Raw genomic sequence first — 25526 nt, forward strand, 5'->3', positions numbered from 1 at the left:
TTTCCCGCACTCCGTCCATTACCGCTCCACCCAACGATTTCCTAGGATACCCACCGTGGCAAATATCAAGTCCGCCAAGAAGCGCGCCAAGCAGGCCGTCGTGCGCAACATGCGCAACACCGGCCAGCGTTCGATGCTGCGCACCGCCGTCAAGAAAGTGCTCAAGGCGCTCGACGCCAACGATGCCGCAGGCGCCCAGGCTGCCTTCGCCGTGGCCCAGCCGATCCTGGACCGCTTCAGCTCGCGCGGCCTGATCCACAAGAACAAGGCCGCCCGTCACAAGAGCCGCCTGACCGCCCGCATCAAGGCCCTGCAAGCCGCCTGATCCGTCGCAGCTTCCGGTCGAAGTGCCGCGAATACCAGAAAACCCGGCTCCGGCCGGGTTTTTTGTTGCCCTTGTAGAGCCGAGCTTGCTCGGCTGCTTTCCAGCCCGCCGCGAAGGGCAGCCGAGCAAGCTCGGCTCTACGGCGGGAGCAGGGGCATCGCTGCCCTCAGCCGGCATTGCGCGCTTCCTGCTCGTCCTCTTTGAGCCGGTCGAAGAACGCCATCACGTCCTTCATGATCGGCCAGGTGCCTTCGCGCGATACCGCCGAGGTCACGTACCAGGGCTGGGTCCAGCCCAGCTCGGCGATCACCTCCGCGGCACGGGTCGCGGCTTCGTCCTCGAACATCAGGTCGGCCTTGTTCAACACCAACCAGCGCGGCTTCCGTAGCAGCTCGGGATCGTGTTTCTCCAGCTCGTGTTCGATCGCCCGCACCTGTTCGGCCGGCGAGATCTCCACCCCGCCCTCCATCGGCGCCATGTCCACCAGATGCAGCAGCAAGCGGGTGCGCTGCAGGTGGCGCAGGAACATCGCGCCCAGGCCCGCACCATCGGCCGCGCCCTGGATCAGGCCGGGGATGTCGGCGATCACGAAGCTGCGATGGGACTCGACGCTGACCACGCCCAGGTTCGGGTACAGTGTGGTGAACGGGTAATCGGCGACCTTGGGGGTCGCGGCCGAAACCGCACGGATGAAGGTGCTCTTGCCGGCATTGGGGAAGCCCAGCAGGCCCACGTCGGCCAGCAGCTTCAACTCCATCTTCAGGGTGCGCGCCTCGCCCTCGTCGCCCGGCGTGGCCCGGCGCGGCGAGCGCGTCACCGAACTCTTGAAATGCATGTTGCCGAGGCCGCCCTTGCCGCCCTTGGCCACCAGCAGGCGATCGCCGTGCGTGGTGAGATCGCCGATCACCTCGTCGGTGCCGACGTTGACGATGGCGGTGCCGACCGGTACGGAGATGATCAGATCGTCGCCGCCCTTGCCATAGCGCTGCTGGCCCATGCCGTTCTCGCCGCGCTGGGCCTTGAAGATGCGCTGGTGGCGGAAGTCCACCAGGGTGCTGATGTTCTCGTCGGCCTGGATCCAGACGCTGCCGCCATTGCCGCCGTCGCCGCCATCGGGACCGCCCAGCGGAATGAACTTCTCGCGACGGAAGCCTATGCAGCCGTCACCGCCATTGCCGGCTATGACATCGATTTCTGCTTCGTCTACGAGTTTCATAAGGATTGGTTCAGAGGTTGGATTTAGGAACAGCTGGATATCTTGGAGATCGTCATCCCAGCGAAAGCTGGAAGTGCTTCTCGACAGCGAAGCAGATCATCCATTTTGACTTTGCACTGGGTTTCAGGACACACGGTCAAAATCAAGATCAAGCTGGATCCCAGCTTCCGCTGGGATGACGATCTATTTTTTTACGCAGGGGCTCGATTATTCGCGATTACCAGGCAAGAAACGAAAAGCCCCGCACGCGGCGGGGCCATTCGCTCGCTATCGCGGCAGCTTACGCTTCCGCGACGACGCTTACGGTACGGCGCTTCTTGGCGCCCTTGACCGAGAACTCGACCTTGCCGTCGACCAGCGCGAACAGCGTGTGGTCGCGACCCAGGCCGACGCCGGGGCCCGGATGGAACTCGGTGCCGCGCTGGCGGACGATGATGTTGCCCGCGTCGATCGCCTGGCCGCCATAGATCTTGACGCCGAGCATCTTCGGGTTGGAGTCGCGGCCGTTGCGCGAGGAGCCTACGCCCTTTTTATGTGCCATGACCTATCTCCTTACTTGCTGTCACCACCGGCGATGCCGGTGATTTCGATTTCGGTGTAGTGCTGCCGGTGACCCATCTGCTTCTTGTGGTGCTTGCGGCGGCGGAACTTGATGATGCGCACCTTGTCGGCGCGACCATGGGACTTGACGGTGGCGGTGACGGTGGCGCCTTTCAGCGCGTCGCCGAGCTTGACGCCCTCGCCGTCGCCCAGCAACAGGATCTGGTCGAACTTGATCTCCTGGCCGGCTTCGGTTTCGAGCTTCTCGACGCGGATCGTCTCGCCCGTCATCACGCGGTATTGCTTACCGCCGGTGACTAGAACTGCGTACATGGGTGTTTCCTTCTGTAGTTATTTTATTGACCCTGCCGCCATCGAGGGCGGACAGAAGCGGAATTGTAAGCCTTTCAGCAGGTTAGGGTCAACATCAGGACCTCCCGGACCTGGCTGGGGTGGGAGCGGCGTCCCGCCGCTAGCTCTACGGTGGCCGGCCGAACCCCGACAGTCGCAAGCTCGCGGCGGGGACGCCGCTCCCATGGCCCTCCCTCGACCGCCTGTCCGGCTGGGCAAACCTGCCCCCGGCGCCCTCCGGTCCCGCCGACTGCTCCTTTCAATCCCGGCAATTGCCCCCAGATCATGGGATCGCTACGCTTCCCTGTTCGCTCCCCGGATCCCCCCACCGATGGCCATGGACTTCATCCGCATTCGCGGCGCGCGGACGCACAACCTGAAGAATATCGATCTCGACCTGCCGCGAGACAAGCTGATCGTGATCACCGGCCTGTCCGGCTCGGGCAAGTCGTCGCTGGCCTTCGACACCATCTATGCGGAAGGCCAGCGCCGCTACGTGGAATCGCTGTCGGCCTACGCGCGCCAGTTCCTCAGCGTGATGGAAAAGCCCGATGTCGACCATATCGAGGGCCTGTCGCCGGCGATCTCGATCGAGCAGAAATCGACCTCGCACAACCCCCGCTCCACCGTCGGCACCATCACCGAGATCTACGACTACCTGCGTCTGCTGTACGCCCGCGTGGGCCTGCCGCGCTGCCCCGACCATGGCTATCCGCTGGAGGCGCAGACGATCAGCCAGATGGTCGACCAGGTGCTGGCGCTGGGCAATTCCGATGAAAGCCGCGAACAGCGTTACATGATGCTGGCGCCGGTGATCCGCGAGCGCAAGGGCGAACACGCCCAGGTCTTCGACCAGTTGCGCGCGCAGGGTTACGTGCGCGTGCGCGTCGATGGCCAACTGCACGAAATCGACGCGGTGCCGGCCCTGGCCCTGCGCCAGAAGCACACCATCGAGGCGGTGATCGACCGTTTTAAGCCGCGCGAAGACATCAAGCAGCGCCTGGCGGAAAGTTTCGAGACCGCGCTGAAGCTGGGCGACGGCATGGCTTCGGTGCAATCGCTGGACGACGCCGAAACCCCGCCATTGCTGTTTTCGTCCAAATACAGCTGCCCGGTCTGCGATTACTCGTTGCCGGAACTGGAACCGCGCCTGTTCTCGTTCAACTCGCCGGTCGGCGCCTGCCCGAAATGCGATGGTCTGGGGGTGGCCCAGTTCTTCGATCCGGCGCGCGTGGTCGTCCATCCCGAGCTGTCGCTTTCGGCCGGCGCGGTGCGCGGCTGGGACCGTCGCAACGCCTACTACTTCCAGCTGATCGCCTCGCTGGCCAAGCATTACAAGTTCGACGTGGACGCACCCTGGCAGTCGTTGCCTGAAAACGTGCGCCAGGCCGTGCTGTACGGCAGCGGCGGCGAACTGATCACTTTCAACTACCTCACCGATTCGGGCGGGCGCAGCCAGCGCAAGCACAAGTTCGAAGGCATCGTGCCGAACCTGGAACGCCGCTACCGCGAAACCGAATCGGCCGCGGTGCGCGAGGAACTGGCCAAGTACATCAGCGAACAGCCCTGCCCCGAATGCGGCGGTGCGCGCTTGAACAGGTCCGCGCGCAATGTCTTCGTCGCCGACCGCCCCTTGCCGGAACTGGTGGTGCTGCCGATCGACGAAGCGCTCGCCTTCTTCCGCGGCCTCTCATTGCCGGGCTGGCGCGGCGAGATCGCGACCAAGATCGTCAAGGAAATCGGCGAGCGGCTCGGCTTCCTGGTCGATGTGGGACTCGATTACCTCACCCTCGAGCGCAAGGCCGACACGCTGTCCGGCGGCGAAGCGCAGCGCATCCGCCTGGCCTCGCAGATCGGCGCCGGCCTGGTCGGGGTGATGTACGTGCTGGACGAACCCAGCATCGGCCTGCACCAGCGCGACAACGAGCGCCTGCTCGGAACGCTGACCCGGTTGCGCGACCTGGGCAACACGGTGATCGTGGTCGAACACGACGAAGACGCGATCCGCGCCGCCGATTACATCCTCGACATCGGGCCGTATGCCGGCGTACATGGCGGCGAGATCGTGGCCGAAGGCCAGCTCGCCGACATCCTGAAGGCCCCGCGTTCGCTGACCGGGCAATTCCTGTCCGGCAAGCGCCGCATCGAGATCCCGACGCTGCGGCACAAGCCCAACCCGAAGATGACGATGCGCCTGCACGGCGCCACCGGCAACAACCTGAAGGACGTCGACCTCGAAATCGCATCCGGCCTGTTCACCTGCATCACCGGCGTCTCCGGTTCCGGCAAGTCGACCCTGATCAACGACACGCTTTACGCACTGGCTGCCAACGAGATCAACGGCGCCTCGCACAAGCCGGCGCCGTATCGCGAAGTGGAAGGCCTGGACCTGTTCGACAAGGTCGTGGACATCGACCAGTCGCCGATCGGGCGTACGCCGCGTTCCAATCCTGCGACTTATACCGGATTGTTCACGCCGCTGCGCGAACTGTTCGCGCAGATTCCCGAGTCGCGCGCGCGCGGCTATTCGCCGGGGCGCTTCAGCTTCAATGTGCGCGGCGGTCGTTGCGAGGCCTGCCAGGGCGACGGTCTGATCAAGGTGGAAATGCACTTCCTGCCCGACGTGTACGTGTCCTGCGATGTCTGCCACGGCAAGCGCTACAACCGCGAGACCCTGGAAATCAGATACAAGGGCTACAACATCAGCGAGATCCTGGAGATGACCGTCGAGGACGCGCTGCAGCTGTTCGAGCCGGTCCCCGCGCTGGCGCGAAAACTGGAAACCCTGGTCGACGTGGGCCTGAGCTACATCAAGCTGGGCCAGAGCGCGACCACGTTGTCCGGCGGCGAGGCGCAACGGGTGAAGTTGTCCAAGGAACTCTCGCGCCGCGATACCGGGCGCACGCTGTACATCCTCGACGAGCCGACCACCGGCCTGCACTTCCACGACATCGAGCACCTGCTCGCGGTGCTGCACAAGTTGCGTGACGACGGCAACACCATCGTGGTGATCGAACACAACCTGGACGTGATCAAGACCGCCGACTGGGTGGTGGACCTGGGCCCGGAAGGCGGCCATCGCGGCGGCCAGGTCCTGGCCACCGGCACGCCGGAACAGATCGCGGCCGATCCCGCTTCGTACACCGGTCACTTCCTGGCCAAACTGTTGCCGAAATCGAAGGCTGCCAAGGGGGAGAAACCTGCGGCGGTTGCAAAGCCTGCCGTGCTGCCGGAACGCAAATCGGTGCTGAAGCAGGCAGCCAAGGATGCGAAGGCCGCGGCGAAGAAAACCAGCGCAAAGAAAAAGGCGGTCAAGTGAGCGCGGCTCCGGATCCTCGTCGGCTCATCGCGCGCGTCACCCTCGGCGTGCGCTGGGGCGACATGGATGCGTTCAACCATGTGAACAACGCCGAGTACCTGAGGTACCTGGAAGAGGCCCGGGTGCAATGGATCGCGGGCATCGCCGGCGTTTCATTGACCGATCGCATCGCGCCGGTCCTTGTCGCCAGCAACGTCAACTACCGCAAGCCGATCGAATGGCCCAGCGAGATCGTCGTGGAGCTGTTCGTCGAGAAGCTCGGCAACAGCAGCCTTACCATGGGACACCGCATGCTCGCATCCGGGGATTCGACCGTGCTCTACAGCGACGGCAGCGTGGTCATGGTCTGGATAGACACGCAGACGGGCAAGAGCGTGGCTTTACCCGAAGCCGTGCGGGCTGCTTGCGCGATTTGACCGCCGCGATTCCCAGGCGACTCAGGGCGCAGCTTTCCTGACCACCAGCTCGGAAAGGATCTCGCGTCCGTCCTGCAGCTTGAAGATCACCACCACCTTGCTGCCCTCCTTCAGCGGCGCGTGCGGTCGCATCAGCATCAGGTGCATGCCGCCGGGCTTGAAGGTCGCATCGCCGTCGGGAACGATCCGCAATTGCTCGATGCCGCGCATCCGGTTGACCCCATCGACGATGCGGGTTTCATGCAGGGAAACCTCGCCGAAGGCCGGGCTGCTGGCCGACACGATCACCACCGGTGCGGGACACGGATTGGCGATGCGCCCGAAACCGGCCATCATCGGCATCGCCGCGGGCGGCAAGCGCACCCAGCCGTCCTTCATCGCGGGCGCGCATTCGCGGGCGCCTGCCTGCGATGCGGCCGCGGCGAACAGCAACGCCAGCGTCCACTTCGCCGGTTTCGATCGTGCCGGCCTTGATCCTGCAATCAGTCGTTTGCCCATGGGCATATGATATCCGGCGTATCCATCGGAGAAAGTGAATGAGCGCACTCGTCGAAATCCTCGAGCATGGTCCGATCCGCGAGATCAGGCTGGCCCGTCCGCCGGTCAATGCCCTCGACACCGACCTGTGTCGCGCGTTGATCGCCGCGCTGGATGCGGCCGTGGCCGAGGGCGCGCGTGGCGTGGTCCTATCCGGCAACGACAAGGTGTTCTCGGCCGGCCTCGATGTGCCGCACCTGATGTCGCACGGCGACAACCGCGATGCCCTGCAGGACAGCTGGGGCGCCTTCTTCGGAGCGACCCGGACCCTGGCGGAATTGCGCGTGCCGGTGGTGGCCGCCCTGACCGGCCACTCGCCTGCCGGCGGTTGCGTGCTGGCGCTGTGCTGCGACTACCGGATCATGGCCCGCAATCCGGATCCCGCGCGTCCGTTCGCCATCGGCCTCAACGAAACCCAGGTGGGACTGGTGGCCCCGGAAGGCATCCAGCAGTTGATGCGCCGGGTGGTCGGCATCTATCGCGCCGAGCGGCTGCTGGTCGCGGGCGAAATGGTTCCTGCGGAGCGCGCACTGGAAATAGGCCTGGTGGATGAACTGGTCGCGCCGCAAGAAGTGGTTCCGCGCGCCATCGGCTGGTTGCAACAACTGCTGAAACTGCCCTCCCATCCGATGCTGCAGACCCGCGCCATCGCCCGCGCCGACCTGGTCGCAGCGCTGCATGCCGACAACATCCGCATGGATCGGTTCATCGAGGGCTGGTATTCGCCGGATACGCAGGCCGCGCTGCAGGCCTTGGTGGCGAGATTGAAGAAATAGCGAACGCCTTTCTCGGCCGCCTTGCCTTGTTTTGTGGATCCGAGCTTGCTCGGATGCTTTTCACATTGAAGCTAGAGCATCCGAGCAAGCTCGGACCTACAAGTCAACGGGCGACGGGTCGCGACGGATCGCTGATCCATCCGCTCCACGAGCCCGCATACACCCGGGCGCCCTGCAGGCCAGCGCGTTCGAGTGCCAGCAGCAAATGGCAGGCGGTGACGCCCGAGCCGCACATCACCACGACGTCGCCGGGATCGCGTCCCGACAACAGCGGCATGATTTCGGCACGCAATTGCTGCGGCGGCTTGAAACGGCCCGCCTCCAGGTTGTCGGCGACCGGGCGATTGACCGCGCCCGGCACATGACCGGCCACCGGATCGATAGGCTCGGCTTCGCCACGGAAACGTTCGCCGGCGCGCGCATCCAGCAGCCAGCCTGTGGCTTCGCCCAGCCGTGATTGCACTTCGTCGGCGGTAACGATGCGCGAAGCATCGAAGTTCGCCGGATAGGCTGGCTCGGCGGCGGGCGAGCTTGTCGATGCAGTCTCCGGCAGCCCCTTCGCACGCCATGCAGCCAGGCCGCCATCGAGCACCGCCACACGATCGTGGCCGAGCAACTTCAGCATCCACCACAAGCGTGCAGCCGCCATGCTGCCATCGCCCGCGTCGTAAACGACTAGCTGGTGATGCGGCGCGATGCCCCACTCTCCCAGCTTGCGGGCGAACGCGGCGGCCTCCGGCAAGGGATGGCGTCCTTCCCCGGCACGGGTCGGGTCGGACAGGTCGCGATTGAGGTCGGCGTGGACGGCGCCAGGAAGATGCGATTCCTCGTAGCCGCCGCGGCCGGCCAGTGGATCCATCAACGCGAAGCGCGCGTCGACGATGCGCAACTCCTCACTGCCCAACGCACCGGCAAGTTCGTCAACGCCGACCAGCGTGTTCCATTTCATGCAAGCCCCTTCATGCAATTCCCGCCAAGCGTTCGCGCAGGTTGAACAGGATCGCCGCGGTCGCGCCCCAGATGCGCTGGCCGGGCCAGTCGTATTCCAGTACCGCGCGCCTGCGGCCACGGTAATCCACTTCGACCCGGCGCAGGTTTCCGGGCGCCATCAGGAAGTCGAGCGGCACCTCGAACACATCGGCGACCTCGTCCGGATTCGCAACGGCGACGTAATCCGGATCGATCACCGCGACCACCGGCATGACCCGGAAACCGCTGATGGTGGTGAAGGGATCCAGGAACCCCAACGGCGAGATCTGCGACGCGGCAAGGGCGACTTCCTCGTTGCTCTCGCGGATCGCCGCGGCAACGGGACTGATGTCGCTGGGCTCGATGCGCCCGCCCGGAAAACTGACCTGTCCGCCGTGATGGCGCAGGCCGTCGGTGCGACGGGTCAGCAGGACCTGCGTGCCCTGCTTGCGCGGCACCAGGCCGGCCAGCACCGCCGACTCGACCGGCGGCCCGGGGGGCAGCAGATCGGCGAGTTCCTCATGGTTCCAGCCTGCCTGCGTCGGCAGGTTCGCCAGCGGATGCAGGACCTGGCGCAAGGCCTGGCGCTCGGGCAGCAGCAGTTCGAAACCCGCACGCGCCTGTTCGCGACCCGGCAGGGTCGACTCCATCAGGCGCAGGCGTTCGTCATCGTTCATTTGCGGCCAGCGGGCAATCTCGGCGGTCGTCCGCAGACAACCTTCGCAGAGCCCGTCGTCACCCAGGGTACAAACACCTATGCACGGGCTGAGCACGGCGCGGTAAGCGGAATTCATCAATCAGACACCAATCGGGCCTGGCGCGCAACGGCGCCGTCACCCGGAACAATCGAACGAACAAGCAATAAAAAATTACGCCGGCTTGGGAGCCGGCGTAATCGAACTTCATGACCAGCTGCGTATTTCACGCGCCACTGACGGGATGGCGGCACGGGATCAGGCAACAGCAAAGGCACTGGATCCCCGCCTGCGCGGGGATGACGCAATGATAGAGCTGAAGTCGCTGGATCCCCGCCTGCGCGGGGATGACACAACGGCAAAGCCATGCGCTGCGCGCATGGGCCGTTGTGTCACTTGACGCTGACCAGCTTGACTTCGAAGACCACGGCCTGGTTCGGGCCGATCGGCGACTTGGGGGTATTGCCGTAGGCCTTGTCGGCCGGTATCACCACTTCCCAGCGTGCGCCGGCGGGCATCGCCACCAGTGCGTCGCGCAGACCGGCAAGCGGGATCTCGCTGACCTTGATCTCCATGGGCGCCGGCGGTGCGGTCTGGCCCTGCTGCGGGCTGAAGGTGTCGACGAAGGTGCGGCCGTCGGTCAGCGCCCCCTTGTACTGCAGGGTGACGTTGCTGGCCTGGTTCGGCTTGGCGCCATTGCCCGCCTCGATCTCGCGGTACTGGACGCCACCCGGCAGGGTCTTCACGCCCGGCTTGCCCTTGTTCTGGGCCAGGAATGCGTCGCTCTTGGTCTTGTTCTCGGCCGAGGCCTTTTCGAACTCGGCCTTGGCCTTTTCCATCTGCCGCTTCTGCATGGCTTCGACGGCGGTGCGCAGCTGGGCGACCGGAACGGTCGGCTCCTTCTTCGCATAGCCTTCCTGCACGGCCTTGACCACCGTGTTGATGTCGACCGCTTCGCCGCTATCGACCAGGTTGCGGCCGAGGTCGTAACCGAGCGCGTAGCTCAGATCGTTCTTGTTCGGCGCCGGCGTGGTTTGCGCGAAGGCGGAGCCGGCTACCAGGGTCATGGCCGCGAGGGTGGCGGCGAGCAAACGCAACTTCATTATTTACGATCTCCGGGAATGGAATGGGGCGGTCGAACCGCCCCAGCAGTACGCGTTAGGATAGCCGCCGAGGGGCTTAACCGCCAGTGACGACCGGGGCTCTGACCGGGCCGCGGGCCTTAAGTTCCGCCCCGTTCCCACTCCCATGCCCCATTCCCAGCGCAGCCAGATCATGACCGATTCGCCCATCACTCTCCACGACCACGCCGGCATCCGCCGCATCACCGTCAATCGTCCCGACAAACTCAACGCCCTGAACGCTGCGACCCTGGATGCGCTGTTCGTGGCCTTCGAAGCAGCGGCGGAAGACCCCGCGGCAAGGGTGCTGGTACTGACCGGAGCCGGTCCCAAGGCTTTCGTAGCCGGGGCCGACATCGCCGAGATGGCCGGCCTGCGCCCCACCCAGGGCCGCGATTTTTCCCTGCGCGGGCAACGCCTCATGCGCAGGATCGAAACCATGCCCAAGCCGGTCATCGCAATGGTGAACGGATTCGCACTGGGCGGCGGCCTGGAACTGGCCATGGCCTGCCACCTGCGCATCGCCGCGGACTCGGCCAGGCTGGGCCAGCCGGAAATCAATCTGGGCCTGATCCCCGGCTTCGGCGGCACCCAGCGCCTGCTGCGCCTGGCCGGACGCGCCGCGACCCTGGAACTGTGCCTGCTGGGCGCACCGATCGATGCCGCGCGCGCGCTGCAACTGGGCATCGTCAATCGCGTGGTCGCGGCCGCCGAACTGGAAGCCGAGACCCTGAAAGTGGCCGAACAACTCGCCCAGGCCGCGCCGCTGGCCCTGCGCGGCACCCTGGATGCGGTCAACGTGGGCGGCGAATGCGCCATCGGCGAGGGCCTGCAGTACGAGACCGCGCAATTCGGCCTGATGTTCTCCACCGACGACATGCGCGAAGGCACGCGCGCCTTCCTGGAACGTCGCAAGCCCGTGTTCAACGGAAGTTGAGTGGGCATGCAAGCGAGCGACATGGAAGCCGGAGCGCATGACTGCGGGCACGGAAGCCGATTACTGGGTTTGCTGCAAAACGACGATGTCGATGCCGCGATCGAGGCCGGCCTCATGCACTACGTTCCCTGCACCGCCTGCGGCCTCGAAGTGGCCACGAAATTGATCGATGCGCAGCAGACCCTGTCCAGGGCATGGTCCGCACGCGATCGCTACCTGGCGCGCAATGCGCGCCTTGCCCGGCGCGTCGCCGAGCGCGAGGCGAAGCGGGCGCCCGTCGTTGCGGAAAGGAAAAGTCCATTGCCGCCTGCGGCAGCGGCGATCCTGGCCCGCGCCAAGGCCAGGGCCGCGGAGCGCGGCAGGCAATGAATGCAACATCGAAACGCAGCAAGACGCTGAAACCCGACGAAATCCGCGAGCTGTTCTCGCGGCTTGCGGAACTCAATCCCAAGCCCACCACCGAGCTTGCCTACAACACGCCGTTCGAGTTGCTGGTGGCGGTGATCCTGTCGGCGCAGGCCACCGACGTCGGCGTCAACAAGGCCACGCGCCGTCTTTATCCGGTGGCCAACACCCCTGCCGCGATCCTCGCGCTGGGCGAAGAGGGCCTCAAGCCCTACATCGCCACCATCGGCCTGTTCAACGCCAAGGCGAAGAACGTGATCGCCACCTGCCGCATCCTCGTCGAAAAATACGCCGGCGAAGTCCCACGCGACCGCACTGCGCTCGAAGCGCTGCCCGGGGTCGGCCGCAAGACCGCGAATGTGGTCATGAACACCGCCTTCGGCGAACCGACCATCGCCGTCGACACGCACATCTTCCGCGTCGCCAACCGCACCGGGCTGGCGCCGGGCAAGGACGTACGCGCGGTGGAGGACAAGCTGATGAAGGTGGTGCCGGACGAGTTCAAGCAGGACGCGCATCACTGGCTGATCCTGCACGGCCGCTATGTGTGCAAGGCGCGCAAGCCGGACTGTCCGCATTGCGTGATCCGCGACCTGTGCCGGTACAAGGACAAGACAGTCGCCTGACTCGGCGGGATCCTCCGCCGCCGGCGCGGCTTCGTTACCGCGGCGCCCGCCTGCTATCGCGGGCCGGCTGATCCTGCACGGCCGCTATGTGTGCAAGGCGCGCAAGCCGGACTGTCCGCATTGCGTGATCCGCGACCTGTGCCGATACAGGGACAAGACGCCGGAGCCAGGCAATCACTGACGGATGCAGAGCGATGTAGGAGCGACGCAAGTCGCGAAGTCCTCACGGTTTGAGGTTACGGACTTCGCGACTTGCGTCGCTCCTACAACTCATCCCTTATGGCAGCAACCGGTTGCCATCCGCGTCCACGACCTGTTCGCCGTCTTCCTTGGCGAAGGCGCCGCGCTGCGGCAGCGGCAACAGGTCCAGCACCCGCTCGGATGGACGGCACAGGGCCACGCCCAGGGGCGAAACCACGATCGGCCGGTTGATCAGCAAGGGATGCGAGACCATCGCATCGAGCAATGCGTCCTCGTCCAGCGCCGGATCGTCCAATCCAAGTTCGCGATAGCAAGCCTCCTTCTCGCGCAGCAGTTCGCGCGCTCCGATACCCATGCGTCCGAGCAACGACTGCAATTGCGCACGACTCGGCGGCGACTTCAGGTATTCGACGACGTGCGGCTCGATACCGGCGTTGCGGATCAGCGCGAGCGTGTTGCGCGAAGTGCCGCACGCGGGGTTGTGGTAGACGACGATATCGAGGGCGGGGTTGTCCATGGCTGCTCCAGTGGAGGTTGCGGGGCCGGCATGATGCCGGAAAGCGCCGAAACCGACACACCGTGGCCGTGGGCGGATCAAAAAAGTGTCATCGCGACGAAATAAGACAGCTTTGTCACAATAACGCAAAGTTCACGCACTAGCCTGCGCGGCGTCACCTCACTCACGCCCAATGGCCAATCCATGAAAATCCAACGCCACACCCTCACTCTCGCCTTGCTGGCGGCTATCGCCGCGCCGGCTGCCCATGCCGAAGTCGCCATCGATGTCATCGGCGGCTCGGAAATCAGCTTCGAAGGCCTGGTCCAGGCCGATGGCAACTGGTTCGACAACGACCTGGCCGACCTCAACGGCGTCGGCGCCAACGGCAAGGACAGCGAATACGAACTGCGCCGCGCCGAACTCGTGCTGAAAGGCAAGGGCCCGGGCAACGTCGAATGGGTCGTGGGCTACGACGCCAAGGCCGACAAGTTCCTCGACACCAACCTCAAGTACAAGATCGGCGGCGACAGCAACCACTACCTGCAGCTGGGCCAGTTCAAGCAGCCCAACAGCCTGGAAGAACTGTCCAGCACCAAGAACAACGATTTCATCTCCAAGGCCGCGGTCACCAATACCTACGCCGTCGCCCGCCGCCTGGGCGTGGGCTACAGCTACGGCACCAGCGACTGGAGCCTGACCGCCAGCTACTTCGGCCGCGAACTGACCCGCAACCTGGCCCACGGCCCCGGCTTCGGCCTGCGCGGCACCTGGGCGCCGATCAACGAGAAGGGCAACGTGCTGCATTTCGGCCTGGCCTATGTCGACTACGACACGCCGGACGACACCTTCCGCGTACGCTCCCGCCCCAATGCCGACCTGGCCACGGTGCGGCTGGTGGACAGCGGCAATCTGACCGATGCCGACCGTGTCGCCACCACCAGCCTGGAGGGTCTGTGGATCCACGGCCCGTTCAAGCTGCAGGGCGAGTACTACACCAGCGACGTGCAGCGTTACCGCGCCGGTTCCGACGACTACACCTCCACCGGCGCCTACCTCAGCGGCCTGTGGAACCTGACCGGCGAAACCTGGGGCTACAAGGGCGGCACACCCAGCACTTCGGGTCCGAACGAACCGGCCACCGGCATGTGGCAACTGGGCCTGCGCTACGACACCATGGACCTGGACGACGGTTCGGTGCAGGGCGGGCAGATGGACATCATCACCGCCGGCGTGAACTACTACTGGCGCTCGAACTACAAGGTGGCCCTGAACTACGTCAAGGTCAGCAGCGACCGCGCCGATGTCAGCGACGATCCGTCGATCCTGGAAGCGCGCCTGCAGTTCTTCTGGTAATCCGCGGAACTTGCTCCTCCTTCTGTTTCATTTCAAGCGCGGCTCCGGCCGCGCTTTTTTTTTGCTTCCTGATCCAGGACTGTGGAAGCGGCGTGAGCCGCGAAAGGCTTTCGCGGCTCACGCCGCTCCCACATGGTTCTCCCGCCCCCCGCTTGCGTCATCTTCCTGTCATCCGATCGTCGCGGAGGTGTCACGCAATGGTTATGCAATAGCAGCGAGCGGGATGACCCGCATCGTCCACTTCCCAGGAGCCCACCCAGTGTTCAACTCCCTCAAATCGCGCGTCGCGGTGCTGGCCATCGCGGCCGCATTCTCGGCCAATGCAATGGCCGCCGACGTCACCGGCGCCGGCGCCTCGTTCGTGTACCCGGCCATGTCCAAGTGGTCGGCCGATTACGCCAAGGCCAACAGCAAGCAGGTCAACTACCAGTCGATCGGTTCCGGCGGCGGCATCGCCCAGATCAAGGCCGGCACGGTCGATTTCGGCTCCTCCGACGCGCCGTTGAAGCCCGAGGAACTGGCCAAGTCCGGCCTGGCCCAGTTTCCCTCGGTGATCGGCGGCATCGTGCCCGTGGTCAACCTGCCGGGCGTCGCCGCCGGCGCGATGAAGCTGGACGGCGAGACCCTGGCCAACATCTTCCTCGGCAAGGTCAAGAAGTGGAACGACCCGGCCATCGTCGCCCTCAACGGCGGCCTGAAGTTGCCCGACGCCAAGATCACCATCGTGCACCGCTCGGATGGCTCCGGCACCACCTTCAACTTCGTCAACTACCTGTCCAAGGTCAGCGGCGACTGGAAGAGCCAGGTCGGCGAAGGCACCACGGTCAAGTGGCCGGTGGGCATCGGCGGCAAGGGCAACGAAGGCGTGGCCGCCTACGTCAAGCAGATCAAGGGCGGCATCGGCTATGTCGAACTGTCCTATGCGCTGCAGAACAAGATGGCCTATTCGCGGCTGAAGAACGCCGACGGCAACTTCATCGTCCCCAGCGACGACAGCTTCGCGGCCGCCGCCGCCAGCGCCAACTGGGGCGCGACCAAGGACTTCTACCTGGTCAACACCAATGCTCCGGGCGCCGATTCCTGGCCGATCATCGCCACCAACTTCATCCTGATGTACAAGCAGCCGAAGAACGCCGCCGGAGCCAAGGGCGCCAAGGAATTCTTCCGCTGGGTCTATGCCAACGGCGACGCCCAGGCCACCGCGCTGGGTTACGTGCCCCTGCCGGACGCGCTGGTCCAGCAGATCGAGACCTACTGGTCGCAGAACATGGCGTACTGAACGGACGGGCTCTCTCTCCCCCTGGTCGTTCACGGGCGCGGACCGCGAGGTCCGCGCTTTTTTGTTTGGAGGCTGGGGCGGGAAGCGAGGAACGAGAAACATAGGAACGAGGAACGAGAGAGAACGGAATGAAAACTTGCCGTGCTTCGGCACTGAGCCACCGACCCCTTGCCGTTCCTCATTCCTCACTCCTCACTCCTCACTCCTCACTCCTCACTCTTCACTCCTCACTCCTCGTTCCTCACTTCTCGTTCCTCGCTCCTCGCTTCCCGCCCCCTGTCATACGCATGTAACAAAAACATCATTTCATGGCGTCACCCGCTGGCGCTGAGCCGGCACCTTCGTCAACGGAGTTTCATGATGAACCTGAAGCCGACTCGCCTTGCCCTGCTCGCCCTGTCCGTCACCGTGGCCCTGGCCGCCTGCAAGCCCGCGGACAACCCGGCCCCGGCCACCGGTGCGCCCGACCCGGCCGCGACCACCGCCCCGGCCGCAGCCAACCCCAACGCCGCCGAGATCTCCGGCGCCGGCGCTTCCTTCATCTATCCGCTGGTGTCCAAGTGGTCGGCCGACTACAACGCCGCCACCGGCGCCAAGGTCAACTACCAGTCGATCGGCTCCGGCGGCGGCATCGCCCAGATCAAGGCGGGCACGGTGGACTTCGGTTCCACCGACAAGCCGCTGTCCACGGAAGAACTCGCCCAGGCCGGTCTTGGCCAGTTCCCGTCGGCGATCGGCGGCGTGGTCCCGGTGATCAACGTGGAAGGCCTGCAGCCGGGCCAGCTGAAACTGACCGGCGCGCTGCTGGCCGACATCTTCCTGGGCAAGATCACGATGTGGAACGACGCGGCCATCGCTGCGGCGAACCCGGGCGTTGCCCTGCCCGCGGTGAAGATCAGCCTGGTGCATCGCTCGGATGGTTCCGGCACGACCTTCAACTTCTCCAACTACCTGTCCAAGGTCAGCCCGGAGTGGAAGAGCAAGGTCGGCGAAGGCACCTCGGTGCAATGGCCGGGCGGCGTCGGCGGCAAGGGCAACGAAGGCGTGGCCTCGTACGTGAAGCAGATCAAGGGCGGCATCGGCTACGTGGAACTGGCCTACGCGCTGCAGAACCAGATGCCGTACGCTTCGCTGCAGAACGCGGCCGGGAATTTCGTGCAGCCGAATTCGGAAAGCTTCGCCGCCGCCGCGGCCAGCGCCGACTGGGCCAACGCCAAGGACTTCAACCTGGTCATCACCAACGCGCCCGGCGCCAACGCATGGCCGATCACCGCCACCAACTTCATGCTGATGCACAAGCAGCCGAAGGACGCCAAGCGCAGCGCCGAGACCCTGGCGTTCTTCAAGTGGGCCTTCGAGAACGGCCAGTCCCAGGCCAACGAACTGCACTACGTGCCGCTTCCGCCGGAACTGGTGACGCAGATCGAAGCGTATTGGGGCAGCGAGTTCAAGTGACGGATTGGCCCGCGCATAGCGCGGCCTTGCCAATCCGTCATCCCCGCGCAGGCGGGGATCGCTCTTGACCTTGCCCTTCACGTTGATGCCGCACGCAACATCAACGGCAAGAGCGATTCCCGCCTACGCGGGAACGACGATTCACGGTTCGCTCGAATGACGACCTTCAGGACATCATGAACGCCATTGCCGCCCCATTGAATGCTCCGTCCACACGCGATTCGCGCGACGCACGCAACGATCGCCTGTTCCGCTGGCTGCTGACCGCGACCGTGGCCTTCGTGCTGGTGGCGCTGGCCACCGCCGCGCTGTCCATGCTGTGGGGCGGACGCGAAGTCCTGCAGGCGCAGGGATTGAGCTTCTTCTATTCCAGCGAATGGAACCCGGTCGAGAACAAGTACGGCGCGCTCGCGCCGATCTACGGCACCATCGTCACCGCGGTGATCGCGATGCTGATCGCGGTACCGGTCAGCTTCGGCATCGCCTTCTTCCTGACCGAGGTGGCGCCGCGCTGGTTGCGCGGGCCGGTCGGCACGGCGATCGAGTTGTTGGCGGGCATTCCCTCCATCATCTACGGCATGTGGGGCCTGTTCGTTCTGGTGCCGGTGATGACCGAATACGGCACGCCCTGGCTCAACGACCATATCGGCACGATTCCCTACATCGGCGTGTTCTTCCGCGGCCCGCCGCTGGGCATCGGCATGCTGACCGCCGGCTTCGTGCTGGCGATCATGGTCATACCGTTCATCAGCTCGGTGATGCGCGAAGTCTTCCTCACCGTGCCGCAACGCCTGAAGGAATCGGCCTATGCGCTGGGCTCGACCAAATGGGAAGTCAGCTGGGACATCGTCCTGCCCTACACGCGCAGCGCGGTGATCGGCGGCATCTTCCTGGGCCTGGGGCGCGCGCTCGGTGAAACCATGGCGGTGGCCTTCGTCATCGGCAACACGGTCAGCCTGTCGGCTTCGCTGCTGGAACCCGGCACCACCATCGCCGCGCTGATCGCCAACGACTTCGGCGAAGCGACGGAAACCTATCGCTCCGCATTGCTGCTGCTGGGCTTCGTACTGTTCATCGTGACTTTCGTGGTGCTGGCCATCGCCCGCTACATGCTGATGCAGCTTTCGCGCAAGGAGGGCAACTGATGAGCGCGCACTCGGCAGCCACCGGCCTCTATCGCCGCCGCGGCATCATCAACGTCGTCGCTCTGGCGCTTTCCTGCGCCACCGCGGTGTTCGGCCTGTTCTTCCTCGCCTGGATCCTTTGGACGCTGGTCGCCAAGGGCATCGCCGGGATCGACGTCAACCTGTTCACCCGCATGACGCCGCCGCCGATGCAGGAAGGCGGCCTGGCCAATGCCTTCTTCGGCAGCGCGATCATGTGCGGCCTGGCCATCGCCATCGGCACGCCGCTGGGCGTGCTGGCCGGCACCTGGCTGGCCGAGTACGGCAACGCGCGCAAGGCCGGCACGGTGGTGCGCTTCGTCAACGACATCCTGCTGTCGGCGCCATCGATCGTGCTGGGCCTGTTCGTGTACACGCTCTTCATCATGCAGTTCGGCGGCGGATTCTCCGCGCTGGCCGGTGCGCTGGCGCTGGCTTTCATCGTGCTGCCGGTGGTGGTGCGCACCACCGACGAAATGCTGCGCCTGGTACCGGCGCAGATGCGCGAGGCGGCCCTGTCGCTGGGCGTGCCGCAATGGAAGGTGATCGTGCAGGTGCTGTACCGCAGCGCGTCGGCCGGCATCGTCACCGGCATCCTGCTGGCGCTGGCCCGGATCAGCGGCGAGACCGCGCCGCTGCTGTTCACCGCCTTCGGCAGCCAATACTGGAACGCCGATATCACCCAGCCGATGGCCAGCGTGCCGGTGGTGATGAACCAGTTCGCCGGCAGTCCCTACGAATCCTGGCAGACCCTGGCCTGGGCCGGTGCGCTGGTCCTGACCGTGTTCGTGCTCCTCATCAGCCTGACTGCGCGCGGCGTGCTGCTGCGGAACAAGATCTCCAATGACTAACCTTTCCTCGGACCCGGCCATGAACGACGTTCAACGCAACGACTCCACCCAGCGGATCACGACCGTGACCACCGAGCGCGGCGCGATCCCGCCGTCGCCGGTCAAGCTGGAGGCGCAGGGACTGGATTTCTACTACGACAAATTCCATGCGCTGAAGGGCATCAACCTGGAGATCCCCGAGAAGCGCGTGACCGCGCTGATCGGACCATCGGGCTGCGGCAAGTCGACGCTGCTGCGCATCTTCAACCGCATCTATGCGCTGTACCCGAAGATGACGGCCAAGGGCGAGGTGATCCTGGATGGCGAGAACATCCTGTCGCCGAAATACCCGATGAACCGGCTGCGCAGCAAGGTCGGCATGGTGTTCCAGAAGCCGGTGCCGTTCCCGATGACCATCTACGAAAACGTCGCCTATGCGATCCGCCACCACGAGAAGATCAGCAAGGCCGACATGAACGACCGCGTCGAGCAGGCGCTGAACCAGGCGGCGCTGTGGGGCGAAGTGAAGGACAAGCTGGGCCAGAGCGCGCTGGGCCTGTCCGGCGGCCAGCAGCAACGCCTGTGCATCGCCCGCGCGGTGGCATTGAAGCCCGACGTGCTGCTGCTGGACGAACCGACTTCGGCGCTGGATCCGATCTCCACCAGCCGCATCGAACAACTGGTCGAGGAGCTGAAGAAGGACTACACCATCGCCATCGTCACCCACAACATGCAACAGGCCGCGCGCGTCTCCGACTACACCGCCTTCATGTACCTGGGCGACCTGATCGAACACGACCTGACCTCGAGCATCTTCTCCAGCCCGAAGAAGCAGCAGACCGAGGATTACATTACTGGGCGGTTTGGATAAGAAGCGAGGAACGAGGGTTGAGAAACGAGGAACGAGAGTCGGGAATCTGCAAACCAAGCACTCCCCGCTCCCCGCTCCCCGCTCCTCACTCCTCACTCCTCACTCCTCACTCCTCGTTCCTCACTCCTCGTTCCTCGTTCCTCGTTCCTCGTCTCTCACTCCTCACCCCTCACTCCCGGCCTCCCTATGAACAACCAACCCCACGAACACATCGTCAAGAGCTACGACGAAGAACAGCGTCGCCTGGTCGGAGAGATCATGCGTATGGGCGGCATTGCGGTCGCCCAGCTCGAGGCCGCGCTGGACGTGGTCGAACGTCGCGACGACCGCGCCGCGCAGCGGATCATCGCCAACGATGTCGAGATCGACAAACTGGAGGCCAGCATCAGCCATGACGTGATGCAGTTGGCCCTGCGTGGACCGATGGCCCGCGACCTGCGCGAGATCCTCGCCGGTCTGCGCATTCCCGCCGACATCGAACGCATCGGCGACTACGCCGCCAACGTGGCCAAGCGCTCGATCGCGTTGAATGTCTCCCCGCCGGTGCCCCACACCGCCAGCCTGCGCGCCCTGGGCAAGCTGGCCGCGCGCCAGGTCGAAGACGTGCTGCAGGCCTACAGCGACGGCGACGCGGACCGTGCGCTGAGGGTGCGCGCGCGCGATGCGGAACTGGACGCGCAATACACCGCATTGTTCCGCGAACTGCTGACCTACATGATGGAGGACGCGCGCAGCATCACCCCGTGCACGCACCTGCTGTTCATGGCCAAGAACCTGGAACGCATCGGCGACCACGCCACGAACATCGCCGAGAACATCTGGTTCCTGGTCCATGGCGACCAGCCGCTGCCGCCGCGCGACAAGCGCGACGGGACCAATACCGCTGGCGCGGTCTGACCCCTACTTTCCGATGAATCGGAAGTAACCGGCTTCCGGGAGCGCGAACCCATCCGCCCCGGCACTGGCTCTTTGGTACTGTCACGCATGGCGCAACGGCGGCATGTTCGAAGTCCGGAGAACAGATGGGCGCAATGCCAGCCAGCAACGAAGACCTGATCGCCGCGCGTGGCGGCGATGCTGCTGCGCTGCAACGCGTACTCTCGCAGTCGCGGCAGAACCTGCGCCGCTACGCCGAATACCATTGCAACATCAACGATGCCGAAGACGCCGTGCAGGAGAGCCTTATCCTGGTTTCGCGGCGCCTGCGCGACCTGCGCGTACTGGAGGCCTACACCTCCTGGCTGTTCCGCATCGTCAAGCGCGAATGCAACCGTCTGAAACGGGGGTTACGCATGCTGACCGGCGATGCCGTCACCGAAGACATCATGCCCATCTGCAGTTTCGAACCCGTCGAACTGCGCCATGACGTCGCTGCTGCCCTGGTCTCCCTGCCTGCCCACTACCGCGAAATCATCCTCCTGCGGGACATGGAGGGCTACTCGATAGCGGAATTGGCGCAACAGCTGGGCCTCAACCGCGAAGCAGCCAAATCCCGCCTGCACCGGGCACGCCTGCTGGCCCGCGAATACCTGGATCCGGAACGACCGGATTGAAACCGCTGCATCCAGCTTCGTGCTGCCTGCGTATTCATGGCCAACCAGGGCAAATACTGCGCTGCCGCAGTGCACACAAGCCTCTACCCGGACCCCGTTACACTTGAACCACAACCCGCGGACCCCCGTCCGCACCACCACTGGAGCACGACCATGAGCAAGCCCAACCACAAACCCGTTTCACTCGCCCTGTGCACCGCCCTGGTCGGCGGCCTGGCCCTGTCCGGCTCGGCCTTCGCCATGCAACCGATGGCCCAGGGTTACCTGGTGTCCGCGACCGCGGGCGCCGGCCAAGAGAAGGCCGCGACCGATGCCGACAAGAAGGCCGAAGGCAGCTGCGGCGCCGACAAGAAGGCCGCGGAAGGAAAATGCGGAGAAGGCAAGTGCGGCATGGACAAGGTCGACACCGACAAGGACGGCAAGGCCTCGCGCGCCGAGTTCGATGCCGCCCATCCGGACGAGCCCGCCAAGTTCGACACCATCGACACCAACAAGGACGGCTTCATCGATGCGGCCGAGGCCAAGGCCCAACACGAAGGCAAATGCGGCGAAGGCAAGTGCGGTGCCGACAAGGCCAAGGGCGAAGGCAGCTGCGGCGCCGACAAGAAGTCCGACGCCAAGGCCGAACATGCCGAAGGCAAGTGCGGTGAAGGCAAGTGCGGCGGCAGCATCTGATCCGTTCCTGCTGATCGCATGAGCTCCACCCTGCCCGATGCCAGTGCGGGAATAGGCCTGCGACGCGCCCTGCTGGGCGCGTCGCAGTCCGCGCCCCAGGGCGCATTCGATTTCCTAGAATGCGCGCCGGACAATTGGATCGGCGTGGGCGGGAAATACGGCGAGGCGCTGGCCGAACTCGCTTCGCGCCATCCCATCACTTGCCACGGACTGTCGCTGTCGCTGGGTGGCGTGGCGCCGCTGGACGAGACCTTCCTGGTGCGCGTGCGCCGCTTCCTCGATCGGCACAAGGTCGCCCTGTACAGCGAACACCTGAGCTACTGCACCGACGACGGCCACCTCTACGACCTGATGCCGATCCCCTTCACCGAGGAAGCCGTGCGCCACGTCGCCGCGCGCATCCGCCGCGTGCAGGATCTGCTCGGGCGCCGCATCGCGGTGGAGAACGTGTCCTACTACGCCGCCCCCTACCAGGCGATGGACGAAGTGGATTTCGTCAACGCGGTCCTGGCCGAAGCCGACTGCGACCTGCTGCTCGACGTCAACAACATCTACGTCAACGCCATCAACCATGGTTACGGCGCCGGCGATTTTCTCGCGCGCATGCCGACGGCACGCATCGCCTCGTACCACATCGCCGGCCACTACGATGAAGCAGACGACCTGAAGGTGGATACCCACGGCGCCGCGGTCAAGGAAGAGGTCTGGTCGCTGCTGGAAGCCGCGTACCGCATGCACGGCGTGCATCCGACGCTGCTGGAACGCGACTTCAATTTCCCGGCGATGCCGGTGCTGCTGGCGGAAGTGGAACGCATCCGCGTATTGCAGCGCGCCGCGGGCGTTGCCGGACAGCGCGCCGCCCATGCCTGAGACCTTGCGCGAACAGCAGTTCCAGATGGCCGCGCACTTGCGCGATCCCGGCGTCAATCCGCCGCCACCGGGTATCGAGGATCGCCGCCTGGCGATCTATCGCGAACTGTTCTTCAACAATATCGAGGGCCTGCTGGCCGGCAATTTCCCGGTCATCCGCAAGACCCTGGGCGAGCAGTGCTGGCGCAAGCTGGTGCGCGGGTTCTACGCGCATCACCGCAGCCATACCCCATTGTTCGCCGAGATCGGTCGCGAGTTCATCCGCTTCCTGCAGGAGCGCGCGCAAGCCGGGACCGACGATCCCCCTTGGCTGGCGGAGATGGCGCATTACGAATGGGTCGAGCTGGGCCTGCAGATCAACGACGATGAAGTCCCCGCGCATCAGGCTGATGGCGTTCTGCTGGCCGGCATTCCAGTGCTCTCGCCCACCGCCTGGGCCCTGGCCTACACCTGGCCGGTGCCGCATATCGGTCCCGATTACCAGCCCACGACTCCACCTGAAGCGCCGACCCTGGTCCTGGTGCGGCGCGACCGGCAATACGAAATCCGTTTCGCCGAAATCTCGCCGCTGGTGTATCGGTTGATCGAGATCCTGCGCGGCGGCGAATTGAGCGGACGCCAGGCGCTGGAGCAACTGGCGCGGGAAGCCGGCGTCGCCGACCCCGGGTCGGGTCCGGGGCAGGCTCTGCCCGCCTTCATCGAACAAGGCGCAGCCATGCTCCAGCGCATGCACGAGGAAGGCACGATCCTGGGCACCGCCTTGTAGGAGCGGGCCTTGCCCGCGATGCTCTTGGCTTTGTCCCCCAAGGGGACTTCCTTTGGTGCGTAGATCCGAGCTTGCTCGGATGCTTTTCGCGAAGATCAAGAGCATCCGAGCAAGCTCGGATCTACAAGACAAGGGCGAAAGCATCGCGGGCAAGGCCCGCTCCTACAGGCGGGGTTGCGGGCTCTGCTAGGCTTGAGCGATGACGAACGCCGACGAACCCTTGCCGCCCAGCCCCATGGCCCGCCGCTTCCGCGGCTACCTGCCCGTGGTCGTGGATGTGGAAACCGGCGGTTTCGACTGGAACCGGCATGCGCTGCTGGAAATCGCGGTGGTGCCGATCGACCTCGACGCGGACGGCGCCTTCGTCATGGGCGAAACCGCCAGCGCGCACCTGGTCCCCGCGCCCGGCACCGACATCGACCCGAAGTCGCTGGAAATCACCGGCATCGTCCTCGACCACCCGTTCCGCTTGGCCAAACCGGAGAAGGAAGCGCTGGAGCATGTCTTCGCGCCGGTACGCGCGGCGATGAAGAAGCACGGCTGCCAGCGCGCGATCCTGGTCGGCCACAACGCGCACTTCGACCTGAACTTCCTCAACGCCGCGGTCGCGCGTTCGGGGCACAAGCGCAATCCCTTCCACCCTTTCAGCGTGTTCGACACGGTGACCATGGCCGGCATGGCCTACGGCCAGACCGTGCTCGCCCGCGCGGTGCAGGCCGCGGGCATGGAATGGAACGCCGACGACGCGCATTCGGCGGTCTACGACACCGAGCAGACCGCGCGCCTGTTCTGCAAGATCGCCAACGCCTGGCCCAGGCCCGCCTGAGCCTACGCCGACCGATCAGTCCGGCAGGGGTACCGGACCCGGAGCCCGCGCGCCGAGGGTGGCGCCGGCCGAAGCCACCACGACCGCTGCGATCGCCAGCCATTGCAGCACGCCCAGTTGCTCGTGCAGGAAGACGAATCCGCAGAGCGCACCGATGGCCGGCTCCAGGCTCATCAACATGCCGAAGCTGCGCACCGGCAGCCGGGTCAAGGCAAACATCTCCAGGCTGTACGGCAACGCCATCGACAGCACCGCCACCGCAAGACCCACCGGCAGCAGCGCCGGTGCGAGCAGGGCCATGCCGGATGCGATGACGCCCCAAGGTACCGCCACTATCGCCGCGATCGCCGCGCCCAGCGCAACCGCCTGCGCGCCATGGTCGGCACCGGCCTTTTGTCCGAACACGATGTACAGCGCCCAGCACACCCCCGCGCCGAGCGCGTAGGCCACGCCCAGTGGATCCAGCGACGTCTCCTGCGACGACCATGGCACCAGCAGCAGCAATCCGCCTACCGCCAGCACCACCCAACCCACATCGCGCAAACGGCGCGACGCGAGCAATGCGAGTCCCAACGGACCGGTGAATTCGAGGGCGATGGCGATGCCCAGTGGCACGGTCTGCAAGGCGAGGTAGAACAGCGAATTCATCACCCCCAGCGAGACGCCGTAGCCCAGCAGCATCTTCCAGGGCAAGGTGCGCCACGGCATCCGCCACGGACGCAGCACCAGCCATAGCAACAGCGTTCCGAAACCCAGTCGCAGGGAAGTCGCGCCCATCGCGCCGACAGCCGGGAACAGGCTCTTGGCCAGGCTGGCGCCGAGCTGTATCGAGAACATCGCGATGAGCAACAACGATACCGGCAGCAGCAACGAAGCGGCGGGACGTGGGAAGGTCATGATCCTGGCTCGGTGATCGGGAGAGTGCGCGGTGATTCACGGCAGGGAGCCGGGC

At 65.1% G+C, this 25526-nt stretch carries 28 protein-coding genes and 1 pseudogene; 20 read left to right on the forward strand and 9 right to left on the reverse strand.

Annotated elements, in window-relative coordinates:
• Positions 1-55 precede the first annotated feature (55 nt).
• Entirely contained in the window at positions 56-325 is a 270-nt protein-coding gene (rpsT, locus tag CSC74_RS04960; protein ID WP_093281058.1) for a 30S ribosomal protein S20, read from the forward strand.
• A gap of 166 nt (positions 326-491) precedes the next feature.
• Here rpsT and cgtA read toward each other — a convergent pair whose 3' ends face one another.
• The 3 genes from cgtA to rplU all read right to left on the reverse strand — a co-directional run bounded on the left by cgtA (position 492) and on the right by rplU (position 2414).
• A complete protein-coding gene (gene cgtA / locus CSC74_RS04965) occupies positions 492-1541 on the reverse strand; it encodes an Obg family GTPase CgtA (RefSeq protein WP_162313274.1) in 1050 nt (349 codons plus the stop codon).
• Positions 1542-1821: 280 nt separating this feature from the next.
• A complete protein-coding gene (gene rpmA / locus CSC74_RS04970) occupies positions 1822-2082 on the reverse strand; it encodes a 50S ribosomal protein L27 (protein WP_093281069.1) in 261 nt (86 codons plus the stop codon).
• An 11-nt stretch (positions 2083-2093) separates the two neighbouring features.
• The gene (gene rplU / locus CSC74_RS04975; protein WP_162313275.1) at positions 2094-2414 is read right to left on the reverse strand and encodes a 50S ribosomal protein L21; all 321 of its coding nucleotides are present in this window, start codon (positions 2412-2414) and stop codon (positions 2094-2096) included.
• Positions 2415-2763: 349 nt separating this feature from the next.
• Between rplU and uvrA the strand changes: the two genes are divergently transcribed.
• The gene (uvrA, locus tag CSC74_RS04980; RefSeq protein WP_162313276.1) at positions 2764-5751 is read left to right on the forward strand and encodes an excinuclease ABC subunit UvrA; all 2988 of its coding nucleotides are present in this window, start codon (positions 2764-2766) and stop codon (positions 5749-5751) included.
• A complete protein-coding gene (locus CSC74_RS04985) occupies positions 5748-6167 on the forward strand; it encodes an acyl-CoA thioesterase (protein WP_281349713.1) in 420 nt (139 codons plus the stop codon). Before uvrA ends, CSC74_RS04985 begins: the two co-directional genes overlap by 4 nt.
• A gap of 21 nt (positions 6168-6188) precedes the next feature.
• On the opposite strand, the gene CSC74_RS04990 is transcribed toward CSC74_RS04985, so the two are convergent.
• On the reverse strand, positions 6189-6665 hold the full coding sequence (locus CSC74_RS04990; RefSeq protein WP_162313277.1) for a copper chaperone PCu(A)C: 477 nt from the start codon (positions 6663-6665) through the stop codon (positions 6189-6191).
• 38 nt (positions 6666-6703) lie between these two features.
• Here CSC74_RS04990 and CSC74_RS04995 point away from each other — a divergent pair, with 38 nt between their 5' ends.
• The gene (locus tag CSC74_RS04995) at positions 6704-7480 is read left to right on the forward strand and encodes an enoyl-CoA hydratase/isomerase family protein (RefSeq protein WP_162313278.1); all 777 of its coding nucleotides are present in this window, start codon (positions 6704-6706) and stop codon (positions 7478-7480) included.
• Between the two features lie 103 nt (positions 7481-7583).
• On the opposite strand, the gene CSC74_RS05000 is transcribed toward CSC74_RS04995, so the two are convergent.
• The 3 genes from CSC74_RS05000 to CSC74_RS05010 all read right to left on the reverse strand — a co-directional run bounded on the left by CSC74_RS05000 (position 7584) and on the right by CSC74_RS05010 (position 10247).
• A complete protein-coding gene (locus CSC74_RS05000; protein WP_162313279.1) occupies positions 7584-8429 on the reverse strand; it encodes a sulfurtransferase in 846 nt (281 codons plus the stop codon).
• Between the two features lie 10 nt (positions 8430-8439).
• The gene (locus CSC74_RS05005) at positions 8440-9243 is read right to left on the reverse strand and encodes a CoA pyrophosphatase (protein ID WP_162313280.1); all 804 of its coding nucleotides are present in this window, start codon (positions 9241-9243) and stop codon (positions 8440-8442) included.
• Positions 9244-9536: 293 nt separating this feature from the next.
• Complete coding sequence (locus CSC74_RS05010; protein ID WP_162313281.1) at positions 9537-10247, reverse strand: FKBP-type peptidyl-prolyl cis-trans isomerase N-terminal domain-containing protein; 711 nt, start codon at positions 10245-10247, stop codon at positions 9537-9539.
• 172 nt (positions 10248-10419) lie between these two features.
• Here CSC74_RS05010 and CSC74_RS05015 point away from each other — a divergent pair, with 172 nt between their 5' ends.
• The 4 genes and pseudogenes from CSC74_RS05015 to CSC74_RS05030 all read left to right on the forward strand — a co-directional run.
• Positions 10420-11202, forward strand: a complete 783-nt coding sequence (locus CSC74_RS05015) for an enoyl-CoA hydratase/isomerase family protein (protein ID WP_162313282.1) — start codon at positions 10420-10422, stop codon at positions 11200-11202.
• Positions 11203-11223: 21 nt separating this feature from the next.
• Positions 11224-11571: a hypothetical protein gene (locus CSC74_RS05020; protein ID WP_162313722.1), complete on the forward strand. Its 348-nt coding sequence runs from the start codon at positions 11224-11226 to the stop codon at positions 11569-11571.
• Positions 11568-12233, forward strand: a complete 666-nt coding sequence (gene nth, locus CSC74_RS05025; protein WP_162313283.1) for an endonuclease III — start codon at positions 11568-11570, stop codon at positions 12231-12233. Before CSC74_RS05020 ends, nth begins: the two co-directional genes overlap by 4 nt.
• A 67-nt stretch (positions 12234-12300) precedes the next feature.
• A pseudogene (locus tag CSC74_RS05030) lies at positions 12301-12414 on the forward strand (endonuclease III); the annotation flags it as partial.
• Between the two features lie 96 nt (positions 12415-12510).
• On the opposite strand, the gene arsC reads toward CSC74_RS05030, so the two are convergent.
• The gene (gene arsC, locus CSC74_RS05035) at positions 12511-12951 is read right to left on the reverse strand and encodes an arsenate reductase (glutaredoxin) (RefSeq protein ID WP_162313284.1); all 441 of its coding nucleotides are present in this window, start codon (positions 12949-12951) and stop codon (positions 12511-12513) included.
• A gap of 183 nt (positions 12952-13134) precedes the next feature.
• On the opposite strand from arsC, the gene CSC74_RS05040 reads away from it, so the two are divergent.
• The 12 genes from CSC74_RS05040 to rnt all read left to right on the forward strand — a co-directional run bounded on the left by CSC74_RS05040 (position 13135) and on the right by rnt (position 24574).
• Positions 13135-14286, forward strand: coding sequence for an OprO/OprP family phosphate-selective porin (locus tag CSC74_RS05040; RefSeq protein WP_162313285.1), 1152 nt, complete (start codon positions 13135-13137; stop codon positions 14284-14286).
• A gap of 223 nt (positions 14287-14509) precedes the next feature.
• A complete protein-coding gene (gene pstS / locus CSC74_RS05045) occupies positions 14510-15565 on the forward strand; it encodes a phosphate ABC transporter substrate-binding protein PstS (RefSeq protein ID WP_425501415.1) in 1056 nt (351 codons plus the stop codon).
• A 360-nt stretch (positions 15566-15925) separates the two neighbouring features.
• Positions 15926-17020, forward strand: a complete 1095-nt coding sequence (gene pstS, locus CSC74_RS05050; RefSeq protein ID WP_162313287.1) for a phosphate ABC transporter substrate-binding protein PstS — start codon at positions 15926-15928, stop codon at positions 17018-17020.
• Positions 17021-17196: 176 nt separating this feature from the next.
• Positions 17197-18165 carry a phosphate ABC transporter permease subunit PstC gene (pstC, locus tag CSC74_RS05055; protein WP_162313288.1) on the forward strand — a complete coding sequence of 323 codons (969 nt, stop codon included), beginning with the start codon at positions 17197-17199 and terminating at the stop codon, positions 18163-18165.
• Complete coding sequence (pstA, locus tag CSC74_RS05060) at positions 18165-19034, forward strand: phosphate ABC transporter permease PstA (protein ID WP_162313289.1); 870 nt, start codon at positions 18165-18167, stop codon at positions 19032-19034. The genes pstC and pstA overlap by 1 nt, the downstream gene beginning before the upstream one ends.
• The gene (gene pstB / locus CSC74_RS05065) at positions 19027-19884 is read left to right on the forward strand and encodes a phosphate ABC transporter ATP-binding protein PstB (RefSeq protein ID WP_170865773.1); all 858 of its coding nucleotides are present in this window, start codon (positions 19027-19029) and stop codon (positions 19882-19884) included. Before pstA ends, pstB begins: the two co-directional genes overlap by 8 nt.
• A 186-nt stretch (positions 19885-20070) precedes the next feature.
• Positions 20071-20781, forward strand: coding sequence for a phosphate signaling complex protein PhoU (gene phoU / locus CSC74_RS05070; RefSeq protein ID WP_162313290.1), 711 nt, complete (start codon positions 20071-20073; stop codon positions 20779-20781).
• A gap of 125 nt (positions 20782-20906) precedes the next feature.
• Positions 20907-21437, forward strand: a complete 531-nt coding sequence (locus CSC74_RS05075) for an RNA polymerase sigma factor (RefSeq protein ID WP_162313291.1) — start codon at positions 20907-20909, stop codon at positions 21435-21437.
• 153 nt (positions 21438-21590) lie between these two features.
• Positions 21591-22112, forward strand: coding sequence for an HvfA family oxazolone/thioamide-modified RiPP metallophore (locus CSC74_RS05080; protein WP_162313292.1), 522 nt, complete (start codon positions 21591-21593; stop codon positions 22110-22112).
• A gap of 18 nt (positions 22113-22130) precedes the next feature.
• Positions 22131-22982, forward strand: coding sequence for an HvfB family MNIO-type RiPP peptide maturase (locus CSC74_RS05085; RefSeq protein ID WP_162313293.1), 852 nt, complete (start codon positions 22131-22133; stop codon positions 22980-22982).
• Positions 22975-23748, forward strand: a complete 774-nt coding sequence (locus CSC74_RS05090) for an HvfC family RiPP maturation protein (RefSeq protein ID WP_162313294.1) — start codon at positions 22975-22977, stop codon at positions 23746-23748. The genes CSC74_RS05085 and CSC74_RS05090 overlap by 8 nt, the downstream gene beginning before the upstream one ends.
• Before the next feature lie 199 nt (positions 23749-23947).
• Positions 23948-24574 carry a ribonuclease T gene (gene rnt, locus CSC74_RS05095; protein WP_162313295.1) on the forward strand — a complete coding sequence of 209 codons (627 nt, stop codon included), beginning with the start codon at positions 23948-23950 and terminating at the stop codon, positions 24572-24574.
• Between the two features lie 15 nt (positions 24575-24589).
• On the opposite strand, the gene rhtA is transcribed toward rnt, so the two are convergent.
• Positions 24590-25471 carry a threonine/homoserine exporter RhtA gene (gene rhtA / locus CSC74_RS05100; protein ID WP_211369548.1) on the reverse strand — a complete coding sequence of 294 codons (882 nt, stop codon included), beginning with the start codon at positions 25469-25471 and terminating at the stop codon, positions 24590-24592.
• Positions 25472-25526: the final 55 nt, after the last annotated feature.

This window comes from Pseudoxanthomonas yeongjuensis, from assembly GCF_010093345.1.
Classification (GTDB): Bacteria; Pseudomonadota; Gammaproteobacteria; order Xanthomonadales; family Xanthomonadaceae; genus Pseudoxanthomonas_A; species Pseudoxanthomonas_A yeongjuensis.

What these genes read in the sequence shown, in the direction of transcription:
- cgtA (WP_162313274.1), bottom strand. Translation starts at nt 1,541, where the DNA reads ATGAAACTCGTAGACGAAGCAGAAATCGATGTCATAGCCGGCAATGGC.
- rpmA (WP_093281069.1), bottom strand. Translation starts at nt 2,082, where the DNA reads ATGGCACATAAAAAGGGCGTAGGCTCCTCGCGCAACGGCCGCGACTCC.
- rplU (WP_162313275.1), bottom strand. Translation starts at nt 2,414, where the DNA reads ATGTACGCAGTTCTAGTCACCGGCGGTAAGCAATACCGCGTGATGACG.
- uvrA (WP_162313276.1), top strand. Translation starts at nt 2,764, where the DNA reads ATGGCCATGGACTTCATCCGCATTCGCGGCGCGCGGACGCACAACCTG.
- CSC74_RS04990 (WP_162313277.1), bottom strand. Translation starts at nt 6,665, where the DNA reads ATGGGCAAACGACTGATTGCAGGATCAAGGCCGGCACGATCGAAACCG.
- CSC74_RS04995 (WP_162313278.1), top strand. Translation starts at nt 6,704, where the DNA reads ATGAGCGCACTCGTCGAAATCCTCGAGCATGGTCCGATCCGCGAGATC.
- CSC74_RS05000 (WP_162313279.1), bottom strand. Translation starts at nt 8,429, where the DNA reads ATGAAATGGAACACGCTGGTCGGCGTTGACGAACTTGCCGGTGCGTTG.
- CSC74_RS05005 (WP_162313280.1), bottom strand. Translation starts at nt 9,243, where the DNA reads ATGAATTCCGCTTACCGCGCCGTGCTCAGCCCGTGCATAGGTGTTTGT.
- CSC74_RS05010 (WP_162313281.1), bottom strand. Translation starts at nt 10,247, where the DNA reads ATGAAGTTGCGTTTGCTCGCCGCCACCCTCGCGGCCATGACCCTGGTA.
- CSC74_RS05015 (WP_162313282.1), top strand. Translation starts at nt 10,420, where the DNA reads ATGACCGATTCGCCCATCACTCTCCACGACCACGCCGGCATCCGCCGC.
- CSC74_RS05020 (WP_162313722.1), top strand. Translation starts at nt 11,224, where the DNA reads ATGGAAGCCGGAGCGCATGACTGCGGGCACGGAAGCCGATTACTGGGT.
- nth (WP_162313283.1), top strand. Translation starts at nt 11,568, where the DNA reads ATGAATGCAACATCGAAACGCAGCAAGACGCTGAAACCCGACGAAATC.
- arsC (WP_162313284.1), bottom strand. Translation starts at nt 12,951, where the DNA reads ATGGACAACCCCGCCCTCGATATCGTCGTCTACCACAACCCCGCGTGC.
- CSC74_RS05040 (WP_162313285.1), top strand. Translation starts at nt 13,135, where the DNA reads ATGAAAATCCAACGCCACACCCTCACTCTCGCCTTGCTGGCGGCTATC.
- pstS (WP_425501415.1), top strand. Translation starts at nt 14,510, where the DNA reads ATGACCCGCATCGTCCACTTCCCAGGAGCCCACCCAGTGTTCAACTCC.
- pstS (WP_162313287.1), top strand. Translation starts at nt 15,926, where the DNA reads ATGAACCTGAAGCCGACTCGCCTTGCCCTGCTCGCCCTGTCCGTCACC.
- pstC (WP_162313288.1), top strand. Translation starts at nt 17,197, where the DNA reads ATGAACGCCATTGCCGCCCCATTGAATGCTCCGTCCACACGCGATTCG.
- pstA (WP_162313289.1), top strand. Translation starts at nt 18,165, where the DNA reads ATGAGCGCGCACTCGGCAGCCACCGGCCTCTATCGCCGCCGCGGCATC.
- pstB (WP_170865773.1), top strand. Translation starts at nt 19,027, where the DNA reads ATGACTAACCTTTCCTCGGACCCGGCCATGAACGACGTTCAACGCAAC.
- phoU (WP_162313290.1), top strand. Translation starts at nt 20,071, where the DNA reads ATGAACAACCAACCCCACGAACACATCGTCAAGAGCTACGACGAAGAA.
- CSC74_RS05075 (WP_162313291.1), top strand. Translation starts at nt 20,907, where the DNA reads ATGGGCGCAATGCCAGCCAGCAACGAAGACCTGATCGCCGCGCGTGGC.
- CSC74_RS05080 (WP_162313292.1), top strand. Translation starts at nt 21,591, where the DNA reads ATGAGCAAGCCCAACCACAAACCCGTTTCACTCGCCCTGTGCACCGCC.
- CSC74_RS05085 (WP_162313293.1), top strand. Translation starts at nt 22,131, where the DNA reads ATGAGCTCCACCCTGCCCGATGCCAGTGCGGGAATAGGCCTGCGACGC.
- CSC74_RS05090 (WP_162313294.1), top strand. Translation starts at nt 22,975, where the DNA reads ATGCCTGAGACCTTGCGCGAACAGCAGTTCCAGATGGCCGCGCACTTG.
- rnt (WP_162313295.1), top strand. Translation starts at nt 23,948, where the DNA reads ATGACGAACGCCGACGAACCCTTGCCGCCCAGCCCCATGGCCCGCCGC.
- rhtA (WP_211369548.1), bottom strand. Translation starts at nt 25,471, where the DNA reads ATGACCTTCCCACGTCCCGCCGCTTCGTTGCTGCTGCCGGTATCGTTG.